Raw genomic sequence first — 23,105 nt, 5'->3', positions numbered from 1 at the left:
CCCTGCGCATAGGGCAACGCCGCGATCATGTCGCGCATGATCACATCCGGGGCCTCAAACCCAAACGGCGCCGGATTGCCGATATTGAGCTTCAAAATCCGATGACCCTCAGCCTCCAACCGCGCCGCATGCTCATGCACCGGCCCACGGATCTCGTAGAGGACGTCCTGCAGCTTCGAAGACTGCGTGAACGTGCGTTGCCGCGGGTGGTGGCCCGTCGCATGCCACGGCACCTGGTGGGTAGTCACGTCGCCCATCGTCTCATTGATGGCAAATGGAATTTGCCGATCGGTACCTGCTCGTAATGAACGCCAACGTCAGCGCTTGCCGGGCGGACGTGCGCCCTTCGCGATGCCGAGGCCCTTCACCGGTGGCTGCGGCTTGTCGCCGTTGCCCTCATCGGAAGGCTCGGAAGGCTCAGCGGCGGCTGAGGATTCGCCGTCGCTCGCCGATTCCGGTTGCGGGGCAGCCGGTTTCGCGGCGGGTTTGGCAGCCTTCTTCGTTCCCGGTCGACGCGCGCCCGGAGCGATGCCCAAGCCCTTCACCTCGGGTTCGGGCTTGGCTTCCACACCCAGATCGGAGTCGGCGGTCTCGGCCTTGGCGCCGGGCAAAGCCTTGTCGGGGTCGACATTCGGCGGCTGCGTGACGGTGGCTTCACCCTCGTTCGGCGACGGCTTCGCCGGGGCCTTCTTGGCGCCGGGACGACGTGCGCCCGCGGCGATGCCCAACCCCTTGACCTGCGTCTCGGGCTTGGCCGGTGCCTCTGCCTCGGCCGACGTCTCGGCTTTGGCCTCGGCGGGCGCGGCGGCGGTCTTCTTCGCACCGGGCCGCTTGGCGCCTGCGGCGATGCCCAAGCCCTTGGCGGGTGCGGCCTGCTTTTCCGCCGGCTTCTCCGCGGGTTCCGCTGCGGGCGCCGCGGTCTTCTTCGCGCCGGGACGCTTGGCGCCGCCGGCAATGCCGAGCCCGGTGACCGGTTTGGTCTCGGTGGCCGCCGCGGGCTTGGCTTCCGCGGGTGCCGCCTGCTGCGTCTTCTCCGCGGTCGCGGGTGCGGCCTCAGCTCTGGCCGGTGCCGCGGCCGCCTGCTTCTCGGCGCGCTCGGCGGCTTCCTTTGCGGCCGTGCCCTTTTCAGGCAGGGTGACGGTGCTCTTGTCGAGCGAGCCCAGTAGCAGCTGCGCCACGTCGAGGACTTCGGCCTTCTCCTTGCCCATCGCCTCGGCGCGGTCGTCGACGCCGTCGGTCATCATCACGCGGCAGAACGGGCAGCCGGTCGCGATCTTCGAGGCGCCGGTGTCCAGCGCCTCCTCGACGCGTTCGTGGTTCACCCGCTTGCCGATGTGCTCTTCCATCCACATGCGGGCACCGCCTGCGCCGCAGCACAATCCGCGGTCGGCATGCCGCGGCATCTCGGTGAGCTTGGCTCCCGAGGCGCCGACGAGCTCGCGCGGCGCGGTGTATTCCTTGTTGTGCCTGCCGAGGTAGCACGGGTCGTGGTAGGTCACGTCCTGGCTCACCGGGCTGACCGGGATCAGCTTCTTGTCGCGGACCAGCCGGTTCAGCAGCTGGGTGTGGTGCAGCACTGTGTAGTTGCCGCCCACCTGCGGGTACTCGCGGCCCAGCGTGTTGAAGCAGTGCGGGCAGGTGACGACGATCTTGCGGTCCACCCGCTCGACACCCTCGAACAGGTCGTTGAGCGTCTCCACGTTCTGGGCGGCGAGCTGCTGGAAGAGGAACTCGTTGCCGGAGCGCCGCGCCGAGTCACCGTTGCAGGTCTCACCCTCACCGAGCACGAGGTACTTCACCCCGGCGATGGCTAGGAGTTCGGCGACGGCCTTGGTGGTCTTCTTGGCGCGGTCCTCGAAGGCGCCCGCGCAGCCGACCCAGAACAGATACTCGTAGCCCTCGAAGCTGTCGACGTCCTTGCCGAACACCGGCACGTCGAAGTCGACCTCGTCGATCCAGTTCGTGCGGTCCTTGGCGTTCTGACCCCACGGATTGCCTTTGGTCTCAAGGTTTTTGAAGAGCACAGCGAGCTCACCGGGGAACTCGGACTCCATCATCACCTGGTAGCGGCGCATGTCGACGATGTGGTCGATGTGCTCGATGTCCACCGGGCACTGCTCGACACATGCCCCGCACGTGGTGCACGACCACAGCACGTCGGGATCGATGACGCCGCCCTCTTCGGCGGTGCCGACGAGCGGCCGCCTGGCCTGCTCAGGGCCCGAGCCGAGGATGCGCTCGAAGCCGGACTCCGGGACGTGGTCGTGGCTGTGCTTCTCGCTCTTCTTCTCCCCGCGCAGCTCCTCGCCGACGCCGCCCTCTGGCGTGTTCTCCAGCGGCGTTTCCTTGTCGCCGAGGATGTAGGGCGCCTTCGCGAACAGGTGGTCGCGAAGGTTCATGATGACGAGCTTGGGGGACAACGGCTTACCGGTGTTCCACGCCGGGCACTGCGACTGGCAGCGGCCGCACTCGGTACAGGTGGTGAAGTCGAGGTAGGCCTTCCAGGTGAAGTCCTCGATCTTGCCGCGCCCGAGCACCGCGTCCTCGGGCGGATCCTCGAAGTTGATCGGTTCGCCCTTGTATTCGACGGGCAGCAGTGGACCCAGGGCGTCCGGCAACCGTTTGAAGGTGACGTTCAGCGGTGCCAGGCCGATGTGCAGGTGCTTGGAGTGCAGCACGATCAGCAGGAACACCAGCATCACGCCGATGTGGCCGAGCAGCGCGATGGTCTCGATCCACTCGTTGGCGGTGTGCCCGAACGGGCGCATCACCCAGCCCATGAACTGCGAGAAGAACGCGCCGTTGCCGTAGGGCAGCGTCTGGGTGTTCACCGCGGCGCCGCGCACCAGGGCGTACGTCCAGATGACGTTGAAGATCATGAACAGGATCAGCCAGGCGCCGCCGGTGTGCGACCCGTAGAAGCGGGACTCGCGGCCGACCTTCTTGGGTTCCCGCATCACGCGGATGATCGCGAAAGTGATGATGCCGATCAGCACCGCGACGGCGAAAAAGTCCTGCAGGAAGCCCAGCAGGTTCCACCTGCCGATGAACGGGATGTGGAAGTCGGGGTCGAACAGCAGGCCATAGGCCTCGAGGTAGACCGATGCCAGGATGAAGAAGCCCCACATCGTGAAGAAGTGGGCCAGGCCGGGAATCGACCATTTCAGCAGCCGGGTTTGCCCGAAGACCTCTTTGATCTGAGTGGCGATGCGTGTGCCGAGGTTGTCCTTGCGGCCGTGCTCGTCGCCCGTCTTCTGGCCCGATCGGATCAGTTTCGTTAGCCACAAAACGCGCTTAGCCGCGAACACCAGAACCAGCGCGGTCATGCCGAGCCCGACGACGAGCCTGATCAGCGTCTGGGTTTCCACCCCATGCCTCCCAAAGTTCAAGTTACCCGAGGGTAACTTATTTGAAGTTACTCGTCGGTAACTTATGCTCGATGCCAGCTCATGGTTGCATCTCGCGGGGAGACGTCGCTACACAGGTTGCCCTAACCAACGTCGACGGGTTCGGCCGCCGCAACTCGGCCGTTAGGTCACGGAGTCTTTGCCGCGTCGCCGGTGACCGCGCCGGCGTCGGTGCCCGTTGCGGAATCGGTGCCGGTTCCGGTGCCCATTTCGCCACCGCCGGTACCGGTATCGGTGCCACCGCCGCCTCCGGTGCCGGGGTCGATCGGTGGTGTGCCCGTGCCACCACCGCCGGTGCCCGGGTCGATGGGCGGAGTGCTCGTACCGCCGTCTCCGGGGCCCGGATCGATCGGCGGGGTACCCGTGCCGGGATCCGGGGTGCCTGGGGTCTCGGGTGCGGGGTTCTGTGGCGCGGGGTTCTGTGGTGCGGGGTTCTCCGGCGTTGGCGCGGGAGCCGGGGCCGGTGCGGCGGGTGCCGGGTGCGCAGGCGCCGGGGCGGCAGGCTGCTGTCGCAGCACGACACGCGGCTGCGGGCGCGATACCACCGTCGTGACGACCGGCGCGGGCGCCGGGGCTGGGGCTTCGGCCGCTGGAGCGTTCGCGGCGGGCGCAGGTGGGGGCGCGATGCTGGACTCGGTGCCTGCCGGAACGGTTTGCGAGTCCCGGGTCAGTGTCGTCAGCCCGAACACCACCGCGGCGACGACGGCGGCCGCGGCCGACAGGGCGAAAACCACGACCGCACCGCGGCGCTTCGGCGGCGGCGCTTCCTCCCACTGGTTGTCGGCGAAGTGCACCTGCGGCCGGCTCTCCACGTCGATGTCGCCGGGAACGTGCTCGGCGAAATGGATCGCGTCGAAGGGATCGTCCTCGACCTCCGACCACGCCAGCGCGCCGACGGTGGGCGACGGCTCGTCGGTATCGAATGCGACCGCAGCGGCGGTGGCGGTCATCGGGGCGGCGGGGCTGATCGCGGTCGCGGTGTCGACATAACGACTGCGGTCGGCGATCAGTGCGGCGCCCTCCGCGGCGGTGAGCTGCGGCTGGGGCGTGGTCACCACCGAGGTGCGGAGGTGTTCGGACAGTCGTTGGGTGATCAGCGGGATGCGCGCCCCGCCGCCGATCGTCGCGACGGCCGAGATGTCGGCCAGCGAGACACGATTGCGATCCAGCGAGTCGCCCAGCGCGGCGAGGAACTCGTCCAACGGCCCGGCGATCGACTGCTCGAGCTCGGTGCGGGTCACTCGGACGGTGGTGTCGACCCCGGGCAGGTCGACGATGACGGCGGTGGCGGTCTCGTCGGACAGCCGCTCCTTGGCGCGCCGGCACTCGTCGCGCAGCCGGCGCAGCGAGCCGACCATCGCGGTGCCCGATGGGTCGGCATCGGTGGCCTCGAAGATTTCCGCAACGACCTTGGTCAACATCGCCTGGTCGATCTGGTCGCCCGAGAAGTCGGCGATGCGGACGGTGTCACCGATGGGGGCGTCCTGCGCGTCCGCGTCAAGCAAGGTGATGCTGGTGCCGCTGCCGCCGAAGTCGCACACCGCGATCACCCCGGACGACGGCAGGCCTGGATTGGCCCGCAGCGCAGTAACCGCGGCGGCGGCGTCCGTGGTCAGCGCGGCGCGCGCCAGGCCGGGCTTGCGGCTCAGCGCCGCGCGCAGGGCTTCGACCATCGGTGCGCGCCAGTGCGCGGGCACTGTCACCCCAACCTGTGACACCGGTGCGGTGTTGGCGGTGCTGCGGGCCAGGCCGTCGAGCGCCTCGACCAGCAGGACCTCGGGGCGGTGCCGGTTGCCGTCCTCGGTCACCATCGGGACCGGGTCGCCGACGCGGTCGACGAATCCGGTGAGCACCAGCCCGCGGTCAACGGTCACCGTCGCGGGACGAACGACAGGTCGCTGTCCGCTGCCTGCGCCGGCGAGGTTCGTCGCCCCTACGGTCAGGCCGAGCGAATTCGCCGCGCCGCCATGCGGATTCGACATGTCACACCTCTGAGTCGGATTCGTCACAAACTGGTTGGATCGACCGTAGGCGCCACGATGCCGTCGCGGATCGGTGCTGTACCCGGTGCCCCGGCGAGCCCCATGGGGGATTTCGGTTAGGGGATTTGGGGCGGTTAGGGGATCTTGGGTTCTACTTGGTGTTCTGCGAGTCCGTCTGGTTCGGCATGGACAGCATGGCCCGCAGCATCGACAGCATTTCCGAACGGGACTCGGCGCCGAGCCGACGGCGGATGCGTGCCACGTGGTGCTCGACAGTCTTGGCCGAGATGAACAGCTGGGCGCCGATGTCGCGATACGGCATGCCCAGCAGCAGCAGTTCGGCCACCTCGCGCTCGCGCTCGGAGAGCCGCGAGGATGGCCGCGACGAGCCGGCCGACGTTGCGGTCGCGGGCGCCGACTCGACGCCGGCGTCGTCGTCGACCGCGACGGTGAGCTTGAGGTCGCGCGCCAGTTGCAGCATCGCGCTCGACACCCGCCCGTCCGGGGTCTGCAGGGCCGCCTGCCCCGCCAGCCGGGTGGCGTCCCATGTCAGGCCGAACTGCGACAGCAGCCGGGCGGCGGCGGTGACCTCGTCGGCGTCGACATGGTTGGCCAGCACCCGCAACCAGGTCCGGCCCGCGGCGGCGAGCGCCTTGGCGAACGCGCTCTGCCCCGCCGCCGCGGTGAGGGCATGGCCGTGCGGGGCGACCGCCTCGGGGGAGTTGGCCAGGATTCCGGCGTGCACGCCGGCCCAGTGCAGTGGCACCGACCACAGCACCGGGTCACCCAACCCCTTCAGCAGGGCGAACGCCTCGTCGAGGGTGTGCTGCAACCGGTCCACCAGCCGCATCCGCGCGGCCGCGACCCACAATTCGCCCAGCGGCAGCAGCGAGAACAGGTCCACCGAATATTCGGCGAGCACCTCCATCGCGGCATACCAGTGCTTCTGCACGGCGCCGCCGTCACCGCTGCGCCGTGCGATCGCGGTGTTGAGCGCCGCCGCCCACAGCGCATCGCGGCGGTGCAATGACGCGTCGGCGACAGCGGCGGAGTCGGCCGTCGCCGACGCGAGCTGCCCGTCCTGCATCCGCACCCACCCCAGCAGCAGCCGGTGCCGGTACGCCGAGAACACGTCGTCCTCGGCGCCGGCCCGCACCGCGCGGCCGATGACGCTGCGCGCGCGCACGGGGTCACCGCCGTGCAGCGCCGCCAGCGTGACGAGCGCGGCGGGACTGTCGGGTGCGACGCCCGGCGGGTGCTGTTCGGACGTGATGGCCTGGCCGAGGCGGGCCACCGCGACGGGGAACGGCTGGTCGAGCGACAGCAGCAAGCCCGCCGCCAAGCTCTGCGCCGCGCGCGCCGTAGACGTTGGGGGACCAGCACTTTCGGTGCTCAAGGCAGCCCGTGCGGCCTCCGCGTCGCCCGCGGCGATCGACACGATCGCATTGGCGGCGCCGACGAAGGCGTCCGGATAGGGCCCCAGCCAACGGAACAGCTCGGCGGCCTGTGCGGCGCTGCCGTCGTGCGCGGCGATGCTCGCCGCGATGCGGACGGCCGCGGCGCGTTCGGCGGGGTCGTCGGAGGCCAGCAGGTCATCGGTCAACCGGCTCGCGGTCGTGCAGTCACCCGTCAGCGCCAGTGCGTCGGCCAGTCGGGTGCTGACGGCGGTCGCGCCCGCCGCCGCGGCGGCCCGGTAGAGCCTGGCCGCCTTGGCGGGCTGACTCCTGCTGTGTGCGGCGAGGTCAGCCAGCGCGTTGGCGAGTCGATCGTCGCGCAGACCGTGGTCGGCCATCCGTAACGCCAGATCCGCTGTCAGCGTGGTCAATTCGATCTGCGAGCACAGCAGCGCGATCTCGACGTCGTGGTGACGCAACGCCCCGATGATCTGGGCGACGGCGAGATGCACCGACGTCAAGAAGCTTTCGTTGTGCGACGGCTCGATGAGGCCGCTGGCGCGGGCACGGTCGACCAACCGCTGCGCCTGCCCGGGTTCGAATCGCAATGCGGCAGCGACGTCGTCGGGCCCGAGGTCCGGGCTCAACGACAACACCAGCATCGTGTCGAGCACCGGTTCGTCGAGCCGGCGCAGACGCTCGATCAACGCGAACCGCGCCGCATCGGCCACGGCGTTGGCTATCCCGTCGCCACTCGGCGATGCCACCGCCGCGATCGCAGGCCGCAGCAGAAACGGCAGGCCGGCAGTCGAAACCATCAGTGCCCGAACGACTTCGGCCGGTGGCTGGATGCCGGTGACGACGCGCACCTCGTCGGCCACCTCGGCGCCGCTGAGCGCGCCGAGGGCGATCACCGGGTTCTCCCGCCCCAGTGCGGTGGACAGCACCCGCAGCGCGGGCGCTTGGGTGAGTGGTTCGGCGGCGATCATCACCGTCGACGTGGAGTCGGACACCCTTGCGACGAGTTGTTCGAGTTCCTCGTCGGCGAGCAGATGCGCGTCGTCGATGACGACGGCTGCGGCCGGATCGTCGCCTGGACGCGGGGCGCGGGTCAGCACCGGCACCGCCGCCGAGCGCAACGCCGTGCGTGCCGCGGCCAGAACCGAACTCTTGCCGGTGCCGATGCCACCGGACACCAGGTACCTGACCGGTTCGGCGGGCGCGGCGATCAGCGTCGAAACAGCCTCGCGGGCGGCCGGCGGAATGTCGGTCAATGCATCTGGCGCGGGCCCGGCCATCGCAGTCGCTCCGCTACGCCCCGTCAGTGTCCGGGTCGGGCTCCGGCTCCGGTTCCGGTTCCGGTTCCGGCGCAGGCGGAGACGTCGTCGTGGTGGTCGTGGTTGTGGTGGTGGTCGTTGTCGTGGTGGTCGTGGTCGTCGTCGTGGTTGTGGTGGTCGTGGTTGTCGTGGTGGTCGGCGACGTCGTCGTGGTCGTGGGGCTTGTCGTGGTCGGTGGCGGCGGAGGTGGCGTGATGATCGTCGTGCTCGGCTCTCCGTTTGACCCGGTGACCGTAATGGTCTGCGGCGCAACTGAAGTCGGTGGCGGCTCCATGGAGTACGTCGTGCTGGTCTCCGTGACCGGCCCCAGCACGCCGCTGTTGCTGGTGAGCGTGATCGCCAGGCCGCCGATCGCGAGCAGCGCTGCGGCCGCGGCCGCACCGAACAAGATCGGCGGCCGCTTGTACCACGGCAGCGGCGCAGGCTCGGCCGGATACTCTGCTTCCGCCTCGGGGGTGAACGCCATCGGCGGGCGGACGTCGGTCGGACCGGAGTAGACGTCGGCGGCGTAGTCGGCCCCGGTGTAGGGCACCGGTTCGGCCGTCCCCGCGTCGTCCTCGGACCACGCCAACGCGCGGAACGTCGCGGATTGCGCGCCGTCGGCGGCGGATTCGGTCGCCGCGAGGCCCGCCGCGCCGGCCGCCCAAGCCGCAGGCGCGATACCGGTGGGGACGTCCGCAGCCGGTGACAACCCCGTCGCCGCCTCGGCCGACAAGCTTTGATCGGCCAGCAACGCCGCGCCGGCGGCCACGTTCAGCTGCGACTGCGGTGTGGTGACGACGGGGACGCGGAACTGCTCGGAAAGGCGTTGGGTGACAAGCGGAATTCCTGCGCCGCCGCCGACAGTGGCCACGGCGACGACGCTGGCCGGCGAAATGTTGTTGCGCTGCAACGTCTCCGAGATAGCCGCCAACAAGCCGGCAAGCGGGCCCGCGATCAGGCCGTCGAGCTCGTTGCGTGTCAAACGGACATCGGACCGGAAACCCGGCAAGTCGACCGGCACGGAGGTGGATGAGTCGGCAGACAGCCGCTCCTTGGCCTGCCTGCACTCGTCGCGCAGTCGTGCCAGTGAACCGACCGCGGCGGTGCTACCCGGGTCCGCGTCGTTGGCGGCGGCGACGCCGGCGAGCACATGGTTGAGCACCGCCTGGTCGATCATGTCGCCGGAAAACTCTGGGTAACGGACGGTTTCGCCGATCGGCGCGAGGTTGGCATTCGCGTCGGCCAGCGTGATGCTGGTGCCACTGCCGCCCAGATCGACAAGCACCACCACGCCGTTGGTGGGCAGACCCGGCGCCGCCTGCAGCGCGGTCAGGGCCGCGACCGAGTCGGGCACCAGTGCCGCTGGCACGCCGTGCGGCGCCAGCGTCGGATGGGCGCGCAGCGCGCCGCGCAGTGCACCCGTCAACGCGGGGCCCCAGTGCGCAGGCACCGCGATCGCGACGGGCTCGCCGCCGCCCACCGCCCGCGCCATCGCTTCGAGTGCTTGGGCGAGAACAACTTCGCCGCGGTGCGAGCTGCCGTCCTCGGCGACAAGCGGAACCGGGTCCCCGACGCGTTCGACGAAGCCGGTCAACACCACACCCGGCTGATTCAGCGCGGGGTTTCCGCCAGGAACACCCACCTCGGGTGCCCGGTCGGGAAACAGCGTGAGCACCGCGCGCCGCATCACAGGCGGGTGGCCGATGCGCGCAGCGACCAGGTTGGTCATCCCTACGGACAACCCGAGCGGATCACTCATGCAAGCTCCTGTAGACGGCCGTCCATCACGATAGCGTCAGAAGGGGTCGACAACCGGCAGATCCCCCTAGTGGCGCGCAAACCCCTAACGGGTGGTCCCCTAACACCCCTTATATAAGGGCGGGTTTCACACCGATCACGGCTGACCTGCGTCTCGATAGCATCGGTGCTGTCAATAAAAGGCAGTAAAGGCCCTCGCGGACAGGACGATCGTGCAATGAAAGAAGGTGTGTCATGGCAAACCCGCTACTCGACTTTGTGATGTCGTTGGTGCGGGACCCTGACGCCGCCGCGCGTTACGCCGCCGACCCCTCCGGAGCCATTCAGGAGGCCAATCTGGGCGACGTCACCAGCACGGACGTGAACGCCTTGATCCCCGTGGTGTCGGAGTCGCTGTCGATGGGCACCCCGACGGCCGGAGCGGACGCCCTGGCAGGCGACCCCAATGTGTGGACCAGCGGCGCGGCCACCGCGGCGTTCGACGCGTTCGGCGAGGATCTTTCGGTTCCGACGGTCGACGACGGGCACACCATCGCCTCGAACGTCATCGACCAACCCGACGAGTCGTTGCACGCCGGTCTCGACGTGCTGGCCGAAGCCGGCGTTCCGACCGTCGCCGACTTCGAGGATCCATCCACGCAGTTGGCGAGCGGCATCGTCGACGACGCGCCCCTGGTGGGCGAGGCAGCCGACACCGACTGGCACGACGTCGTCGACGACGGCCCCCAACCCGACGCCGGCGATTCCGGACTCGACCTCTTCGACTGACGACCACCTACCCTCTGACAACGGCGCGGCCCACCACGGCCGCGCCGTTTTTCGTCTGCACGGGCCTTATTGACGTGCGCAAACGACTCTTCCCCTAGCCATCCCCTAATCCCCTATTGGGGAGCCCCCAGCCATCCCGGCATGGGCCCGTGTAGGGATGGGAGCCGACCCCGTTTCCGGGGGGTCGGCGGCTCCATAACGTGGTGGACAGATCGCCGGACGGCCCGGTGACGACCACAAACAACACTCACCCGAAAGGCACTCCAATGACGAACCCCATCTCGATGCTCTTCGACTGGCTGCTCAGCCTGACCCGCCCCGGCGCCGACCCCAATGACGTTCGCGCCTTCGTCGCCAACCCGACGCAGGCCGCGTCGCAGGCGATGGGCACCGCGGTGACCCAGGCGCAGCTGACGCAGGCCGCATCCGCGGTGGTCGCGCCTGCAGCGGTCTACGGCCACAGCGACCCGGTCCAGGCGCTGCAGCACACGGTCGCCGACAATCACGGCCTGACCTTCGCGCCGCAGCGGGTGTTCGCCCCTGAGACGAACACCGACCTGGCCAGCCACAACGACATCGGCAGCCCGCGGGCCGGCGAAGACGTCCAGCAGGGCGTCGGCAACGTCAACCTGGATTTCGACTTCAGCCGTGACATCAACGCCTCCGACGGCGCCGTGGTCAACACCGGCACCATCGGCGGCAACGTGGACACCACCAATGTCGAGGGCGACGGCAACATCGTCGGCGACGACAACGACGGCGCCAACACCGGTGACGTGACCGCCGGACAGGGCTCCAATGTCCAGGCCGGCGGCAAGAACAACGACCTCAACGACACCGGCGACGACGTCAACACCACCGCGGGCGGCGACGTCGCGACCAACACCGGCAGCGGGCAGAACACCCAGGTCGGTGACATCGACACCAGCGGCGGCAACGCGGCAGGTGGCGACGGTGGCCATGGCGGCGGCGGCCTGATCGGCATCGGCAACGACGGTGGCGACGGTGGGGCCGCGGCCGGTGGCTCCGGCGGCGGCGTGATCATCGCCCCGACGCAGAACACCAACAGCAACAACCAGTCGGCCGGCGACGACATCAACAATGTCGACGTCTCCGGATCCTCCGCGCCCGTCTCGGTCGGCAACGAGGACAACGACTGGGCCGGCGGCGATCAGACCAACGTCGGCGGCAGCGTCGGCGGCGATGTGGACGCCAGCCACGACGACAACTCGACGCACCAGCAGACCGACATCCACCAGGGCGTGGACGTCGACCTGTTCTGATCGAGCCACAACCACATAGCGCAGCTGGCGGGGATCGTTCGGCGGTCCCCGCCAGTTGGCGCGTCTACCGTTAGGGGCACCATGACGCAACCCAATGACCCCCGCAAGGTGAAGGTCATCCTCGAGCTGATCGACCACACCAAGAAGATCGCCGAGGGCAACGACCGTGCGGACCTCGCCGAACGGCTCGCACGGGCCCGGGTGCGCATTGCCGATCCGCAGATCCGCGTCGTCATCGCCGGCCACCTCAAGCAGGGCAAGAGCCAGTTGCTGAACTCGCTGCTGAATGTGCCGGTCGCCCGCGTCGGCGACGACGAGTCGACCGTGCTGACCACCGTGGTGTCCTACGCGGAGCAGGTGTCGGCCCAACTTGTGGTGGCCTCACCGAACGGCGGCGAGCCCGAAGTCATTGAAATCCCACCCGCCGACCTCAAGAACGATCTGCGGCACGCCCCGCCGGCCGGCGGCCGCGAGGTGCTGCGGGTCGAGGTCACCGCCAACAGCCCACTGCTCAAACACGGCCTGGCGTTCGTCGACACCCCCGGGGTCGGTGGGCACGGCCAGCCGCATCTGTCGGCCACGCTCGGCGTGCTGCCCGACGCCGACGCGATGCTGATGATCAGCGACACCAGCCAGGAGTTCACCGAGCCGGAGATGACGTTCATCCGGCAGGCGTACGAAATCTGCCCGGTGGCAGCGATTGTCGCGACGAAAACCGATCTCTACCCGCATTGGCGCGAGATCGTCGAGGCCAACAAGGCCCACCTGCAGCGGGCCGGGCTGTCGCTGCCGGTGATACCGGCGTCGTCGTTGTTGCGCAGCCACGCATTGCAGATGAGCGACAAGGAACTCAATGAGGAGTCCAACTTCCCTGCGATCATCAAGTTCCTCAGCGACAAGGTGCTGTCCAGGGAGAACGACCGGATCCGCGATCAGGTTCTGGCCGAAATCCGCTCGGCGGCAGAGCATTTGAAGATGGCGCTGGAATCCGAGCTGTCGGCGCTGAACGATCCGGAGACCCGGGAACGGCTCAAGGAAGACCTGGAGCGACGCAAGGAGGAGGCGCAGGAGGCGCTGCAGCACACCGCGCTGTGGCAGCAGGTGCTCAACGACGGCATCGCCGATCTGACCTCAGACGTCGACCACGATCTGCGGGCCCGGTTCCGCGCCATCACCCAGCACACCGAGAAGGTCATCGACGAGTGTGACCCCACCAATCACTGGGCCGAAATCGGTGCCGAACTGGAGAACGCGGTCGCGACGGCGGTGGGCGACAACTTCGTCTGGGCCTATCAGCGCGCCGAGGCGCTCGCCGAGGAGGTCGGCAGGACGTTCGTCGAGGCAGGCCTCGAGGCGGTCAAGATGCCGCAGATCGACGCGCGGGAGATGGGCGCGGGCTTCGAGGGGCTCAAGTCGCTGGCCAAGCTGGAAGCCAAGCCGATCAAGGCCGGTCACAAGGTGGTCACCGGCATGCGCGGCTCCTACGGGGGTGTGCTGATGTTCGGCATGCTGACCTCGTTCGCCGGCTTGGGCATGTTCAACCCGCTGTCGCTGGGCGCCGGACTTCTGTTGGGCCGCAAGGCATACAAGGAAGACATGGAAAACCGGATGCTGCGGGTGCGCAACGAGGCGAAGATGAACGTGCGCCGCTTCGTCGACGACGTCGCATTCGTCGTCGGGAAGGAATCACGCGACCGGCTCAAGGGCATCCAGCGCCAGATTCGCGATCACTACCGCGGCATCGCGAACCAGACCACCCGCTCGCTCAACGAGTCGCTGCAGGCGATGCTGACGGCGGCAAAAATCGAGGAGAACGAGCGCAACAACCGCATCAACGAACTCGAGCGTCAGCTCAACATCCTCGGTCAGGTGATCGACAACGCGAACAAGCTGGCCGTGCCCACGTCCGAACCGCAGCCCGCGGGAAGGCCCTGACAAGGCGAGTCGGTGGCTCTCATGTCCGGTGCATAAGCTGATTAACCGGATATGAGCACGAGCGATCAGGTGCGCGCAATCCTCGGTGGCACCATTCAGGCCTACCGAGCCGATCCTGCGTACCGCCATCGCCCCGACGTGCACAACGAATTGGAGCGCATCGGCCGTCGGCTCAACGAGCCCATCCGCATCGCGTTGGCGGGCACCCTGAAGGCAGGCAAGTCGACGTTGGTGAATGCCCTTGTGGGCGAAGACATTGCGCCCACCGACGCCACCGAGGCCACCCGCATCGTGACCTGGTTCCGGCACGGCCCGACCCCGAAAGTCACGGCAAACCACCGTGGGGGCCGACGCTCGAACGTCCCGATCGCCCGCAACGGCGGGCTGACGTTCGACCTGGCCAGCCTGGATCCCGACGACATCGTCGACCTCGAGGTCGAATGGCCGGCCGCGGAGCTGATCGACGCCACGATCATCGACACCCCAGGCACGTCCTCGCTGTCGCGCGACGTCTCGCAGCGAACGCTGCAGCTGCTGGTGCCCGAGGACGGGGTGCCGCGCGTCGACGCCGTCGTGTTCCTGCTGCGCACCCTGAACGCGGCCGACATCGCGCTGCTCAAACAGATCGGCGAGCTGGTCGGCGGCTCCGCCGGCGCGCTCGGAGTCATCGGTGTCGCCTCGCGCGCGGACGAAATCGGCGCGGGCCGCATCGACGCGATGTTGTCGGCGCGCGACGTGGCTCAGCGATTCACCGCCGAGCTGGAGAAGACCGGCATCTGCCAGGCAGTCGTACCGGTTTCGGGTCTGCTCGCACTGACCGCGCGGACGCTGAGGCAAAGCGAGTTCGTCGCGCTGCAGAAGCTCGCAGGCGTGGATGCGGGCGAGCTGGCCAAGGCCATGCTGTCGGTGGACCGCTTCGTGCGCGAAGACAGCGAACTGCCGGTCGACGCCGCCACCCGCGCCGCCCTGCTGGAGCGGTTCGGCATGTTCGGTCTGCGGATCTCCATCGCGGTGCTGCGCACCGGTGTCACCGACTCCGTCGCACTCGCCGACGAGCTGTTGGAACGCAGCGGGCTCGTCGCGTTGCGCGAGGTCATCGATCAGCAGTTCGCGCAGCGGTCCGATCTGCTCAAGGCGCACACCGCGCTGCTGTCGCTGCGGCAGTTCGTGCAGGCCAACCCGATCTATGCGACGCCCTACATCATCGCCGACATCGACCCGCTGCTGGCCGACACCCACGCCTTCGAAGAGCTGCGGCTGCTCAGCCAATTGCGTTCGCGTCCAACAACATTGAATGAGGACGAGATGGCGTCGCTGCGGCGGATCATCGGCGGCTCGGGCACCGACGCGGCCAGTCGGCTCGGGCTGACACCGGAAAACCCCTACGACGGGCCCCGCGCCGCGTTCGCCGCCGCGCAGCGCTGGCGGCGGCGGGCCGAGCATCCGTTGAACGACCCGTTCACCACCCGCGCATGCCGGGCCGCGGTGCGCAGCGCCGAAGCGCTGGTCGCCGAGTACGCCGCGCGCGGCCGCCGCTGACGCCTATCCGCCGGGCAGGATGTCGGGCAGCTCGGGGATCTGCGGACCGGGCGGGTTGTTCTCCGGCGGCGTGACCGTCTCGGTGACGGTGCTCGTGCTGACCGACGTGGTCGGCTCGGTCGTCGTCGTGGTGGTTTCCGGCGGCGGCGCCGTCTCGGTGATGGTCGGCGGCGGCGGTGTCTCGGTGACGGTCTGAGGCGGAACAACCGCGGGCGGGGTCGTCTCGGCCGTGGTGGTGGTCGTCGTCGTGGTGGTGGTCGTCGTCGTGGTGGTGGTCGTCGTGTCGGTGTGCTCCGACGAATCCGACACCAGATTGATGATCAGCCACGCGATCAGCACCAGCAGCAGCGCGAGGAGCGCGCCGAATCCGATCAGCGCCGCGGGCTTGCGGTACCACGGCACGGGCGGTTCGGGTGGCTGACCCGGACCCTGCCCGTAGCCTCCGTAGCCTCCGGAGCCCGGGTAGTCGCCGCCGCCGTAGTTGGCCGCGTAGGCGGTGGGCTCGCTGTCGGAGTAATAGTTCGGGTCGTCGGGAGGTCCGTTTCGCGCCACGGGCACCGATAGTAGGCGCAGCGCGGGGTCAGCCCGCTTGCTGGGGCAGCAGGGTGCGGGTCACGTTGGTGCGCGGCCGGTTGCGGGTGGTGCGCGTCGGCCCGTCGTCGTCATCTCGACGCTGACGGGTCCGGGACGGCGATTCGGCGCCGGTGTCGGCGTCGCTGGTCTCGGTGTCGCTGGTTTCGGTGCCGCTGGTTTCCGAGCCCGGGGTGGTCGGCGTCAGCGGGGGATTGATCTCGGTGGTGGAGATCGGAGCGGTGCTGGTGATGGTCGGTGTCGTGGTCGGAGTCGACGGGGCCGCCGATCCTGGCTCCGAGAATGTCGGCTCGACGAATTCGATCGGCGCCACGGGCGGATCCTGCTTCGTCACATAGACCACCGCCCCGACCAGGGCGACGATGACGGCCAGACCGATCGCGCTGGCGCCGAGCACCGCGCCCGTCGAGTTGTGCCAGGGCTGCGGCGGCTCGTCGTCGTACTCGTCGAACTCGTCGACGTCGTCGAGATCGGGCCGGGCCACGGCCACCGATGGTATTACGACGACCTGCGCCAACGCCTTCCTAGCGGAACTGAGGCACCACGTCGGCGGCGAAGAATTCCAGGTGGTCGAGGTCGGACATGTCCAGAAGCTGCAGGTAGACCCGTTGCACGCCGGCTTCGGCGAATGCGGCCAGCTTGTCGACGATCTCGTTTGGTGTGCCCACCACGGGTGAGCTTTCCCGCAGCTCGCCCACCTCGCGGCCGATCGCCGCGGCGCGCGCCGCCACCTGGGCGTCGTCGCGGCCTGCACACACCACGAACGCCGCCGAGAAGGTCAGTGCGCCCGGCGCGCGGCCCGCGTCGGCCAGCGCTTCCCGCACCCGGCCGTAGATGTTCTTCACGTTGTCCAGCGACATGAACGGCGCGTTGAACTCGGCGGCGTACTTCGCCGCCAGCGCCGGGGTGCGCTTGGCGCCTGCCCCGCCGATGATGATCGGCGGATGCGGCCGCTGCGCCGGCTTGGGCAGCGCGGGCGAGTCCGTCACCGTGTAGTGCTTGCCGGTGTAGTCGAACGTCTGGCCCTGCGGTGTGGTCCACAGCCCGGTGAGGATGTCGAGCTGCTCGCCGAGCCGCTCGAACCGCTCGCCCAGCGGCGGGAACGGTATGGCATAGGCCTTGTGTTCGGCTTCGAACCAGCCCGCGCCGAGGCCCAATTCGACACGGCCGCCACTCATTTCGTCGACCTGGGCGACCGAGATCGCCAACGGCCCCGGATAGCGGAACGTCGCCGAGGTGACCATGGTGCCGAGCCGGATCGACGCCGTCTCGCGGGCGATGCCTGCCAGCGTCACCCACGAGTCGGTGGGGCCGGGTAGCCCGTCGCCGCTCATCGCCAGGTAGTGGTCGGATCGGAAGAACGCCGAATAGCCGGATGCCTCCGCGGCTTTGGCGACGGCGAGCTGGTCGGCGTAGGTGGCGCCTTGCTGGGGTTCAACGAATGCGCGAAAGTCCACGGGCCAAGCCTATGCGGTCTCTGCAGCGCCGAAACCGAGGGGAGTTCACAGCTTCGCGCGTAGCATCACCTGCGGGAACAAGCTCCGACCCCACGGTGCTGCCCGGCCGGGCTCGTAGAGCACGCGCGTTCGACGCGGAGTGCGGCGATGGTGACAACTGAACACTTCTCGCGGCTGGTGCATCAGATCTACGACGCCGCGGTGGAATCGAACAACTGGACCGTCGCGCTCGAAGACCTCGCTTCCGCAGTCGGAGCGACGGGTTGTGCCCTGCTGATCAGCGGCGGCGCGCACAGCGAGATCACCATGAAGTCTGTCGGGGCCGACCCCGCGAGCATGACGGCCTACAACGACTACTACGGCGCTTTGGATCCATCTCCGTCCGCCTTCGACCGCATGCCGACCGGACTGGTTCTCCCGAGCGAACGTCTCCACGACCGCGACCGGCTGATGCGAAGCGAATTCTGGAACGACTGGGCGGATCCGAACGACTACGGCGACGGCGTCTACGCCGCGTTGAGTCGCAGTGAGGCAGGCACGTCGTGGCTGTGCGTGGCGGCGAAGCTCGGACAGGAGCCGTTCGGCACAGAGGAGCGAGTGTCGTTGGTGCGGGCGCTTGTTCCGCACATGCAACATGCTCTCAGGATTGGCGCACGGCTCGCCGACGCCGATCATCGTTATCGCGATCTGGTGGCGGCGCTCGATGCGGTGTCGGACGGCATCGCCATCGTCGGTCGTGACGGTCGCATACTTCATCTCAACCCTGCGGCCGAATCGATGGTCGCCGCCCGTGACGGATTATGCGTCGTCTCAGGGCTTCTCAGGGCGTCGGTGGCTCATGCCGATCATGCGTTGGGGCGGGCCGTGCAGCGGGCACTGGCCGGCCATGGACCCGACACCGCGACGGGCGATTGCGTGTCGATTCCACGGTCCTTCGGCCAACGTCCCTATGTCGTACGTGTCGTTCCGACAAGCGCTGAGGCCCATGGAATGGCCGCTCCGAGCGCCTTGATCGTCATCGTCGACCCCGAGCACGAGCCGGTCCCCGACTCCGCGGCGCTGCGACGGCTCTACGGGTTGACCAAAACCGAAGCGGAGGTGGCGCTGCGCGTACTGGACGGAACCGGTGTCGCCCCGATCGCCGAACAACTGTCGATTTCGGTGTCCACCGTTCGGACGCATCTCAAGCACGTGTTCCATAAGACCGGTACTCATCGCCAGGCCGAATTGGTCCGTCTGCTGCTGCGCGAGCTCGCCGCTACTCGTCGGAAGTAGTTCAAATCTCCTCTGTTTGGGGGAGGACGCCGGCCCGTAAGGCTGCTGTGCTGTGAGACATGTCCACCACGAAGTGGCTGGTCGCCGCGTCGGCTCTGGCCTTTGCTTCGGTAGGCGCTGCATTCATAGATATGACGCCTGCGCACGGACAGCCGTGCAAGCAGTACGGCTTCGACGGGCCTGTGACGATTCTCGAGGATTTCACCGGTTGGGTGGTGACGTTTACCTCGAAGGGAACAGTCGCCAGCGGGCAAGCCACCGCCACCAACGACAAGACTGGCGAGCCAACGAGGACGGGGACCGTGACGGGCGGGTTCACCTCGCCTACCGACCTCAGGGTGACAATCCAATATCCCGAGGGAACTCAGATCTATGTGGGTTCGATATTCAGCGACGGTTCGACGCAGGGTTATACCGCGCAGGAGCCGTTCCAGGGCAAGACATGGCGCACCGCGAAACTCCTCAGTTGCGTCGACCCGGTAGCAGCGCCGCCACCTGGGTCGGCCCAGCAGCAACCACCGCCGCAGCAAGCTCCGCCCCCTGAGCAGGCGCCGAAGAATGCGATATCGGTGAACTTCTCCGAAACGACCGGCGGGCTCACGGTCAATGTCAACAACTCTTCGAACGTGGCGGGCGATTGCACTTACGATGCGACAGCGCCGAATTCGTTGATACCGCCGACGCACAGGGACTTCACCGTCGGGGCGAAGGCCGGGACCAGTTTCCAGATATCGGGTATCCGCACGGGAACGCAGTACAACACCGTGACCGTGTGCCGCGGAAATTTCCAGGGCCAGGATGTGGAGATCGGCCGCGTCGAGATAGCGAAGACGTTCTGACTCAGAAGCTTTCGACCTTCTCGATGCTGACGAACATGCCGTGGCCGGTGCGCTGGTTGGTGAACCGGGTGCCAGCCTCAGTGGCGTCGATGGTCCAGCCGACGGCCTCATAGGTGCGGTAGTCGAGTGTGACGGCCGGGATGTCGCCGAGATTGCCCACGATGAAACTCATCTCGCCGTCGGCCGTCACCTCAACTCCGTTGGCGCGGATGCCGTCCTGCATCGGGGTGTTCGTGAACGGCGCCTCGCACCCGACCGACTGCGCGCTGATCTGGCAGCGGGTCAGGCCGGACTTCGTCTCGATGAAGACATAGCCGGACTCGGCGGGCGGCAGCACCTCGGCGCCAGGCGGTGACACCGAACCCGACGGCGGCTTGCTCGTGCTCGGCGGGGCGGCGGTCGGCCTGCCGGGGGTCGGCCTCGACGTCGGGAAGCTGGGCTCGGTCGGCTCCTGCGGGCTGGCGGTCGGCCTGCCCTCGATGCTGCTCTGGCAACCCACGAGCAGTGCGCTCGCCGCGAGCACACAGGCAAGAAGCATGCGGCCGTTCATCTCGGCCAACGCTACGCAGCCGAGCGCAAGATTCCGGGTTACTCGTCGGCTTCGGCGTTGCGGCGCCACTCGGAGACCTTGCGGCCCACCGAATCGACCACGCTGGACGCGGCCTGGCCCACGCCGCCGACGATTCCGGTCAGCCCGTCGCGGATGCCGCGGATGAGCGGGTCCTGCGACTGGTCGAACCCGTCCTTGTAGTGCTTGGCCGCGGCGCTGAAGTCCTCACCGAGACTTGTCTTGTCGTCGTCGCCGCGCCGCGGATAGTCGCCCGCCATCACCGCGCCGTAACCGCCGGAGTCCACCCACTGCGTCAGCGCGGCGGCCCGCAGCACGGAGAAGGGGTGCGACTCCAGTTCGAGGTTGAGCAGCTTCAGCACGCCGTCGCGCATATCGCCGGCGCGCTCGTAGTCGCGGGCCTGCGCCAGGAATGCCTGGGAGTCGAGCTTGTCGAGGCGGTGTCCGCCCGCGAGCTTCATCTCGACGCGGATCGCGGTGTCGAGATCCTGCGCGCACAGCAGGCCTGCGCGGTCGCCCGAGAGTTCGGATTTGCGTTGCCATTCGAGCAGGGCGGCGACGATGGCCCGCAGCGCCCAGCCGCCCAGCGGGATGAAGCCGAAGGTGTTCGCGAGCCGCAGCAGGTGCATGAGCATCGTGCGGTACACCGCGTGCCCCGACAGCGCATGCCCGAGCTCATGGCCGACCACGAAGCGCAACTCGTCGTGCGTCATCAGGTCGTACATGCCGGAGGTGATGACGATGAACGGGGTGTCCATGCCGATGCACAAGGCGTTCACCGTCGGCGACTGCACCACGTAGAGTTCCGGCTTGTCCTTCGCGTCGAGCACCTGCACGCATTCGTCGAGCAGCGCGTCGACGTCGGCGAACTGCCGAGGCCCGACGCGCGCGGCGCTGGCCAGCAATATCAGCCGGTGCTGGCGTTCCCTCAGCATGGCCGCGATCACCTTCAGCACCTGGTCGAAGCCCTTCAGCCGACGAAGCGCGGCCAGGGCGACGCGGTCGGCGGGGTGCTCCCACGTCCGCGAGCTGATGTCGGGGAATGTCGTCCGTGTGGTCGAGATGTCTGCGGCCATCGCCTCGTCGCCCCCTCCCGGGTCGGAAAATCCCAGCCTAATGGCGCCGAGATCGACGCAATGGCGCGTTCTTCTCGCGCGAACCCTCCCGTTTGTCGGTTTGGGCGTAAGGGTCAGTGCGTGTAACTGCGGGTGGGCGCGCGCAATGCTGCGATCGCGGCTATCAGGTTGAGGAAGAAGAGGATGGTTACCGGCCAAATGGCTGATGACTTCTGGGCGAGTACTCCCAATGCGGCGCCGAGCAGCGACGTTTCCATAGCGACTACAACGGCTGCGAAGCCGAACAGCGTCGTGCGCTGGTAATCGGCTGCATAGATGTTCACCCACGATATTCCCGCGGTGAGGATCGCTTGGTTCGCCACGGCTGCGAGCAGGAAAACGATTCCGTGCACCCATACCTGTGACCAGCCATGGAGGGCCTGGGCGCTGATGCAGATCAGTGCCGCGGTCGCGCCGATCAGTGCGCTGAGCACCAGCATGCCCCGTACGCCGAATCTTGTGCGGTAGACCCAGCGCCACAGGAAGGAGCCGAGAATCAGACCGATGCTGGCAAAGACGACCAGCACATGCAGACTGCCGGCCTTGCCTCCATGCTGTGCCGACGCGTGCAAACTGTAAAACGTTGTGCCAAGGCTGATGGGAACGAACAACAGTGACGTGATGGCGTAGCGGCGGAACCATTGGTCGGCCCGCACCGCGGCCATACCTTCGCGGTAAGTGTCGCGGAAACGACGCGCCGCCGTCTGCGGTGGGGAGTGGACCGGTCCAACGAATACGGCGGCCACCCCCGCGACTGCCAGTCCCACCGCGCCCAGCCACAACAGATCCACATGACGAGTAAGCGCACCATCACGACGAGTTGCCATGGGCAGGAGTAGAAGCGTCGTGACGATGGCGAGTATGGATCCGAAGGCGCCTTGATTGAGGACCAGATCTGCCCGCCAGATCTCGGACAGTTTGCTCGAGACCACCTCGGAGAGGGCGACCTTCGATATCCCCCTGGTAATTCCCGCTATCAATGATGTCGTCAAGAACACCGAGGCGATGAGCAGCGCGGTCTGGGCGGCGATGGCGTTGCAGACGATCGTTGCCGACATCGTCAAGGCGGTGGCGGCGAGGACGAGGTGCTTACGGCGACGAGACAGGTTCAGGATGAACGACGAGATCGAGTTACCGAAGATCGCCCCGACACTGAATGCGGGATACAGAAGCCCCGCGGCCCAATAGATTCCCTGTTGTGCGCATATGAACGGCAGGACTGCTGACACATTGGTGAGCTGCACGCCGGCGGTGTAGAAGGTTCCATGCGCCAGCAGCGTGCGGTACCGGCTTGCGCGCTTATGAAGTTGCGCTGCGGCAGCCATTATCTGTGACGAATCTGCGCATTCTCACCAATACGACGTCGCGCGAAGAAGCCGAGTTCGATTTCGACCGTAGTTCGTACGGCATGGTCATCCCGTTGTTGATCATCACTGATGGGCGTCCAACGTCCTGCGGAAGGGCACAGAGCAGCGTTGCGCCGGTGTAATTTTCGGCTGCGACAGAATTCTGGCAGGGCTCATGTGTCCTCGGTCGGCACGGTTGCAAGCAGTTCTTGCACGACCGGCGTACGAACCCCAGGTAATCCTGATCGGCATGGAAACGCCTTCCCCGCCTGACGTTTGGCTGGAACTGCGACTCTATCGCAACAAAGGCATCAGCGCAGGTGCGGGGCTGTCCAGTTCGTAACGGAAGGACGCCACTTGGAGGAACAAGTTGGCGGCGTCGGCCGCTCTGACATCCAGACGTGACGCAATCCGCTGTCACCGACCAGGATTGACACTGCGAGCCGCCTAGCTGTACTGGGACAGGACGTTGGTAGCAGGCGTGTTGGCTTGATGTGAGGAGAACCTCCGGGTGGGGTGTGGCTTGTCT

Annotated in this window: 16 protein-coding genes and 1 pseudogene; 6 read left to right on the top strand and 11 right to left on the bottom strand. The window is 67.7% G+C overall.

Annotation, left to right across the window (positions count from 1 at the left end; all coding sequences use genetic code 11):
* From CQY20_RS27840 to CQY20_RS27820, 5 genes and pseudogenes are all read right to left on the bottom strand, one after another.
* Positions 1-257, bottom strand: a pseudogene (locus CQY20_RS27840) (aminotransferase); the annotation flags it as partial.
* Between the two features lie 60 nt (positions 258-317).
* Positions 318-3,368, bottom strand: coding sequence for a heterodisulfide reductase-related iron-sulfur binding cluster (locus CQY20_RS27835; RefSeq protein ID WP_163700960.1), 3,051 nt, complete (start codon positions 3,366-3,368; stop codon positions 318-320).
* A 167-nt stretch (positions 3,369-3,535) separates the two neighbouring features.
* Positions 3,536-5,389 carry an Hsp70 family protein gene (locus tag CQY20_RS36015; protein ID WP_109789752.1) on the bottom strand — a complete coding sequence of 618 codons (1,854 nt, stop codon included), beginning with the start codon at positions 5,387-5,389 and terminating at the stop codon, positions 3,536-3,538.
* Between the two features lie 151 nt (positions 5,390-5,540).
* The gene (gene iniR / locus CQY20_RS27825) at positions 5,541-8,081 is read right to left on the bottom strand and encodes an isoniazid response ATPase/transcriptional regulator IniR (protein ID WP_097943622.1); all 2,541 of its coding nucleotides are present in this window, start codon (positions 8,079-8,081) and stop codon (positions 5,541-5,543) included.
* Between the two features lie 13 nt (positions 8,082-8,094).
* Complete coding sequence (locus CQY20_RS27820; RefSeq protein WP_097943620.1) at positions 8,095-9,861, bottom strand: Hsp70 family protein; 1,767 nt, start codon at positions 9,859-9,861, stop codon at positions 8,095-8,097.
* 233 nt (positions 9,862-10,094) lie between these two features.
* On the opposite strand from CQY20_RS27820, the gene CQY20_RS27815 reads away from it, so the two are divergent.
* The 4 genes from CQY20_RS27815 (at position 10,095) to iniC (ending at position 15,385) form a co-directional block, all read left to right on the top strand.
* Complete coding sequence (locus tag CQY20_RS27815; RefSeq protein ID WP_097943618.1) at positions 10,095-10,628, top strand: Rv0340 family IniB-related protein; 534 nt, start codon at positions 10,095-10,097, stop codon at positions 10,626-10,628.
* A gap of 266 nt (positions 10,629-10,894) precedes the next feature.
* On the top strand, positions 10,895-11,911 hold the full coding sequence (locus tag CQY20_RS27810; RefSeq protein ID WP_097943616.1) for a hypothetical protein: 1,017 nt from the start codon (positions 10,895-10,897) through the stop codon (positions 11,909-11,911).
* A gap of 81 nt (positions 11,912-11,992) precedes the next feature.
* Positions 11,993-13,846, top strand: a complete 1,854-nt coding sequence (locus tag CQY20_RS27805) for a dynamin-like GTPase family protein (RefSeq protein WP_097943614.1) — start codon at positions 11,993-11,995, stop codon at positions 13,844-13,846.
* A 51-nt stretch (positions 13,847-13,897) separates the two neighbouring features.
* Complete coding sequence (gene iniC / locus CQY20_RS27800) at positions 13,898-15,385, top strand: isoniazid-induced dynamin-like GTPase IniC (RefSeq protein ID WP_097943612.1); 1,488 nt, start codon at positions 13,898-13,900, stop codon at positions 15,383-15,385.
* Positions 15,386-15,388: 3 nt separating this feature from the next.
* Here the strand turns inward: iniC and CQY20_RS27795 are convergent, their stop codons facing one another.
* From CQY20_RS27795 to CQY20_RS27785, 3 genes are read right to left on the bottom strand one after another with little or no spacing between them, the layout of a single operon-like run.
* Positions 15,389-15,937, bottom strand: a complete 549-nt coding sequence (locus CQY20_RS27795; RefSeq protein WP_097943610.1) for a hypothetical protein — start codon at positions 15,935-15,937, stop codon at positions 15,389-15,391.
* A gap of 28 nt (positions 15,938-15,965) precedes the next feature.
* A complete protein-coding gene (locus tag CQY20_RS27790) occupies positions 15,966-16,460 on the bottom strand; it encodes a hypothetical protein (RefSeq protein ID WP_097943624.1) in 495 nt (164 codons plus the stop codon).
* 40 nt (positions 16,461-16,500) lie between these two features.
* On the bottom strand, positions 16,501-17,433 hold the full coding sequence (locus tag CQY20_RS27785) for an LLM class F420-dependent oxidoreductase (RefSeq protein WP_097943609.1): 933 nt from the start codon (positions 17,431-17,433) through the stop codon (positions 16,501-16,503).
* A 147-nt stretch (positions 17,434-17,580) separates the two neighbouring features.
* On the opposite strand from CQY20_RS27785, the gene CQY20_RS27780 reads away from it, so the two are divergent.
* Positions 17,581-18,708, top strand: a complete 1,128-nt coding sequence (locus tag CQY20_RS27780; protein ID WP_097943607.1) for a helix-turn-helix transcriptional regulator — start codon at positions 17,581-17,583, stop codon at positions 18,706-18,708.
* 59 nt (positions 18,709-18,767) lie between these two features.
* The gene (locus tag CQY20_RS27775; protein WP_097943605.1) at positions 18,768-19,547 is read left to right on the top strand and encodes a hypothetical protein; all 780 of its coding nucleotides are present in this window, start codon (positions 18,768-18,770) and stop codon (positions 19,545-19,547) included.
* Position 19,548: 1 nt separating this feature from the next.
* Here CQY20_RS27775 and CQY20_RS27770 read toward each other — a convergent pair whose 3' ends face one another.
* From CQY20_RS27770 to CQY20_RS27760, 3 genes are all read right to left on the bottom strand, one after another.
* Complete coding sequence (locus tag CQY20_RS27770; protein WP_097943603.1) at positions 19,549-20,097, bottom strand: hypothetical protein; 549 nt, start codon at positions 20,095-20,097, stop codon at positions 19,549-19,551.
* Positions 20,098-20,135: 38 nt separating this feature from the next.
* Entirely contained in the window at positions 20,136-21,191 is a 1,056-nt protein-coding gene (locus CQY20_RS27765; RefSeq protein ID WP_097943601.1) for a M48 family metallopeptidase, read from the bottom strand.
* Positions 21,192-21,304: 113 nt separating this feature from the next.
* Positions 21,305-22,555 carry an MFS transporter gene (locus tag CQY20_RS27760; RefSeq protein WP_097943599.1) on the bottom strand — a complete coding sequence of 417 codons (1,251 nt, stop codon included), beginning with the start codon at positions 22,553-22,555 and terminating at the stop codon, positions 21,305-21,307.
* Positions 22,556-23,105 lie beyond the last annotated feature (550 nt).

Origin of the sequence: Mycolicibacterium agri (assembly GCF_002553505.1) — a bacterium.
Taxonomy (GTDB): domain Bacteria; phylum Actinomycetota; class Actinomycetes; order Mycobacteriales; family Mycobacteriaceae; genus Mycobacterium; species Mycobacterium agri.
This window is presented reverse-complemented; position numbering and strand designations above follow the sequence as displayed.

Bases quoted from the DNA above. Each gene is read 5' to 3' on its own strand.
- CQY20_RS36015 (WP_109789752.1), bottom strand. From the start codon at position 5,389: ATGTCGAATCCGCATGGCGGCGCGGCGAATTCGCTCGGCCTGACCGTA.
- iniR (WP_097943622.1), bottom strand. From the start codon at position 8,081: ATGGCCGGGCCCGCGCCAGATGCATTGACCGACATTCCGCCGGCCGCC.
- CQY20_RS27820 (WP_097943620.1), bottom strand. From the start codon at position 9,861: ATGAGTGATCCGCTCGGGTTGTCCGTAGGGATGACCAACCTGGTCGCT.
- CQY20_RS27815 (WP_097943618.1), top strand. From the start codon at position 10,095: ATGGCAAACCCGCTACTCGACTTTGTGATGTCGTTGGTGCGGGACCCT.
- CQY20_RS27810 (WP_097943616.1), top strand. From the start codon at position 10,895: ATGACGAACCCCATCTCGATGCTCTTCGACTGGCTGCTCAGCCTGACC.
- CQY20_RS27805 (WP_097943614.1), top strand. From the start codon at position 11,993: ATGACGCAACCCAATGACCCCCGCAAGGTGAAGGTCATCCTCGAGCTG.
- iniC (WP_097943612.1), top strand. From the start codon at position 13,898: ATGAGCACGAGCGATCAGGTGCGCGCAATCCTCGGTGGCACCATTCAG.
- CQY20_RS27780 (WP_097943607.1), top strand. From the start codon at position 17,581: ATGGTGACAACTGAACACTTCTCGCGGCTGGTGCATCAGATCTACGAC.
- CQY20_RS27775 (WP_097943605.1), top strand. From the start codon at position 18,768: ATGTCCACCACGAAGTGGCTGGTCGCCGCGTCGGCTCTGGCCTTTGCT.
- CQY20_RS27770 (WP_097943603.1), bottom strand. From the start codon at position 20,097: ATGAACGGCCGCATGCTTCTTGCCTGTGTGCTCGCGGCGAGCGCACTG.
- CQY20_RS27765 (WP_097943601.1), bottom strand. From the start codon at position 21,191: ATGGCCGCAGACATCTCGACCACACGGACGACATTCCCCGACATCAGC.
- CQY20_RS27760 (WP_097943599.1), bottom strand. From the start codon at position 22,555: ATGGCTGCCGCAGCGCAACTTCATAAGCGCGCAAGCCGGTACCGCACG.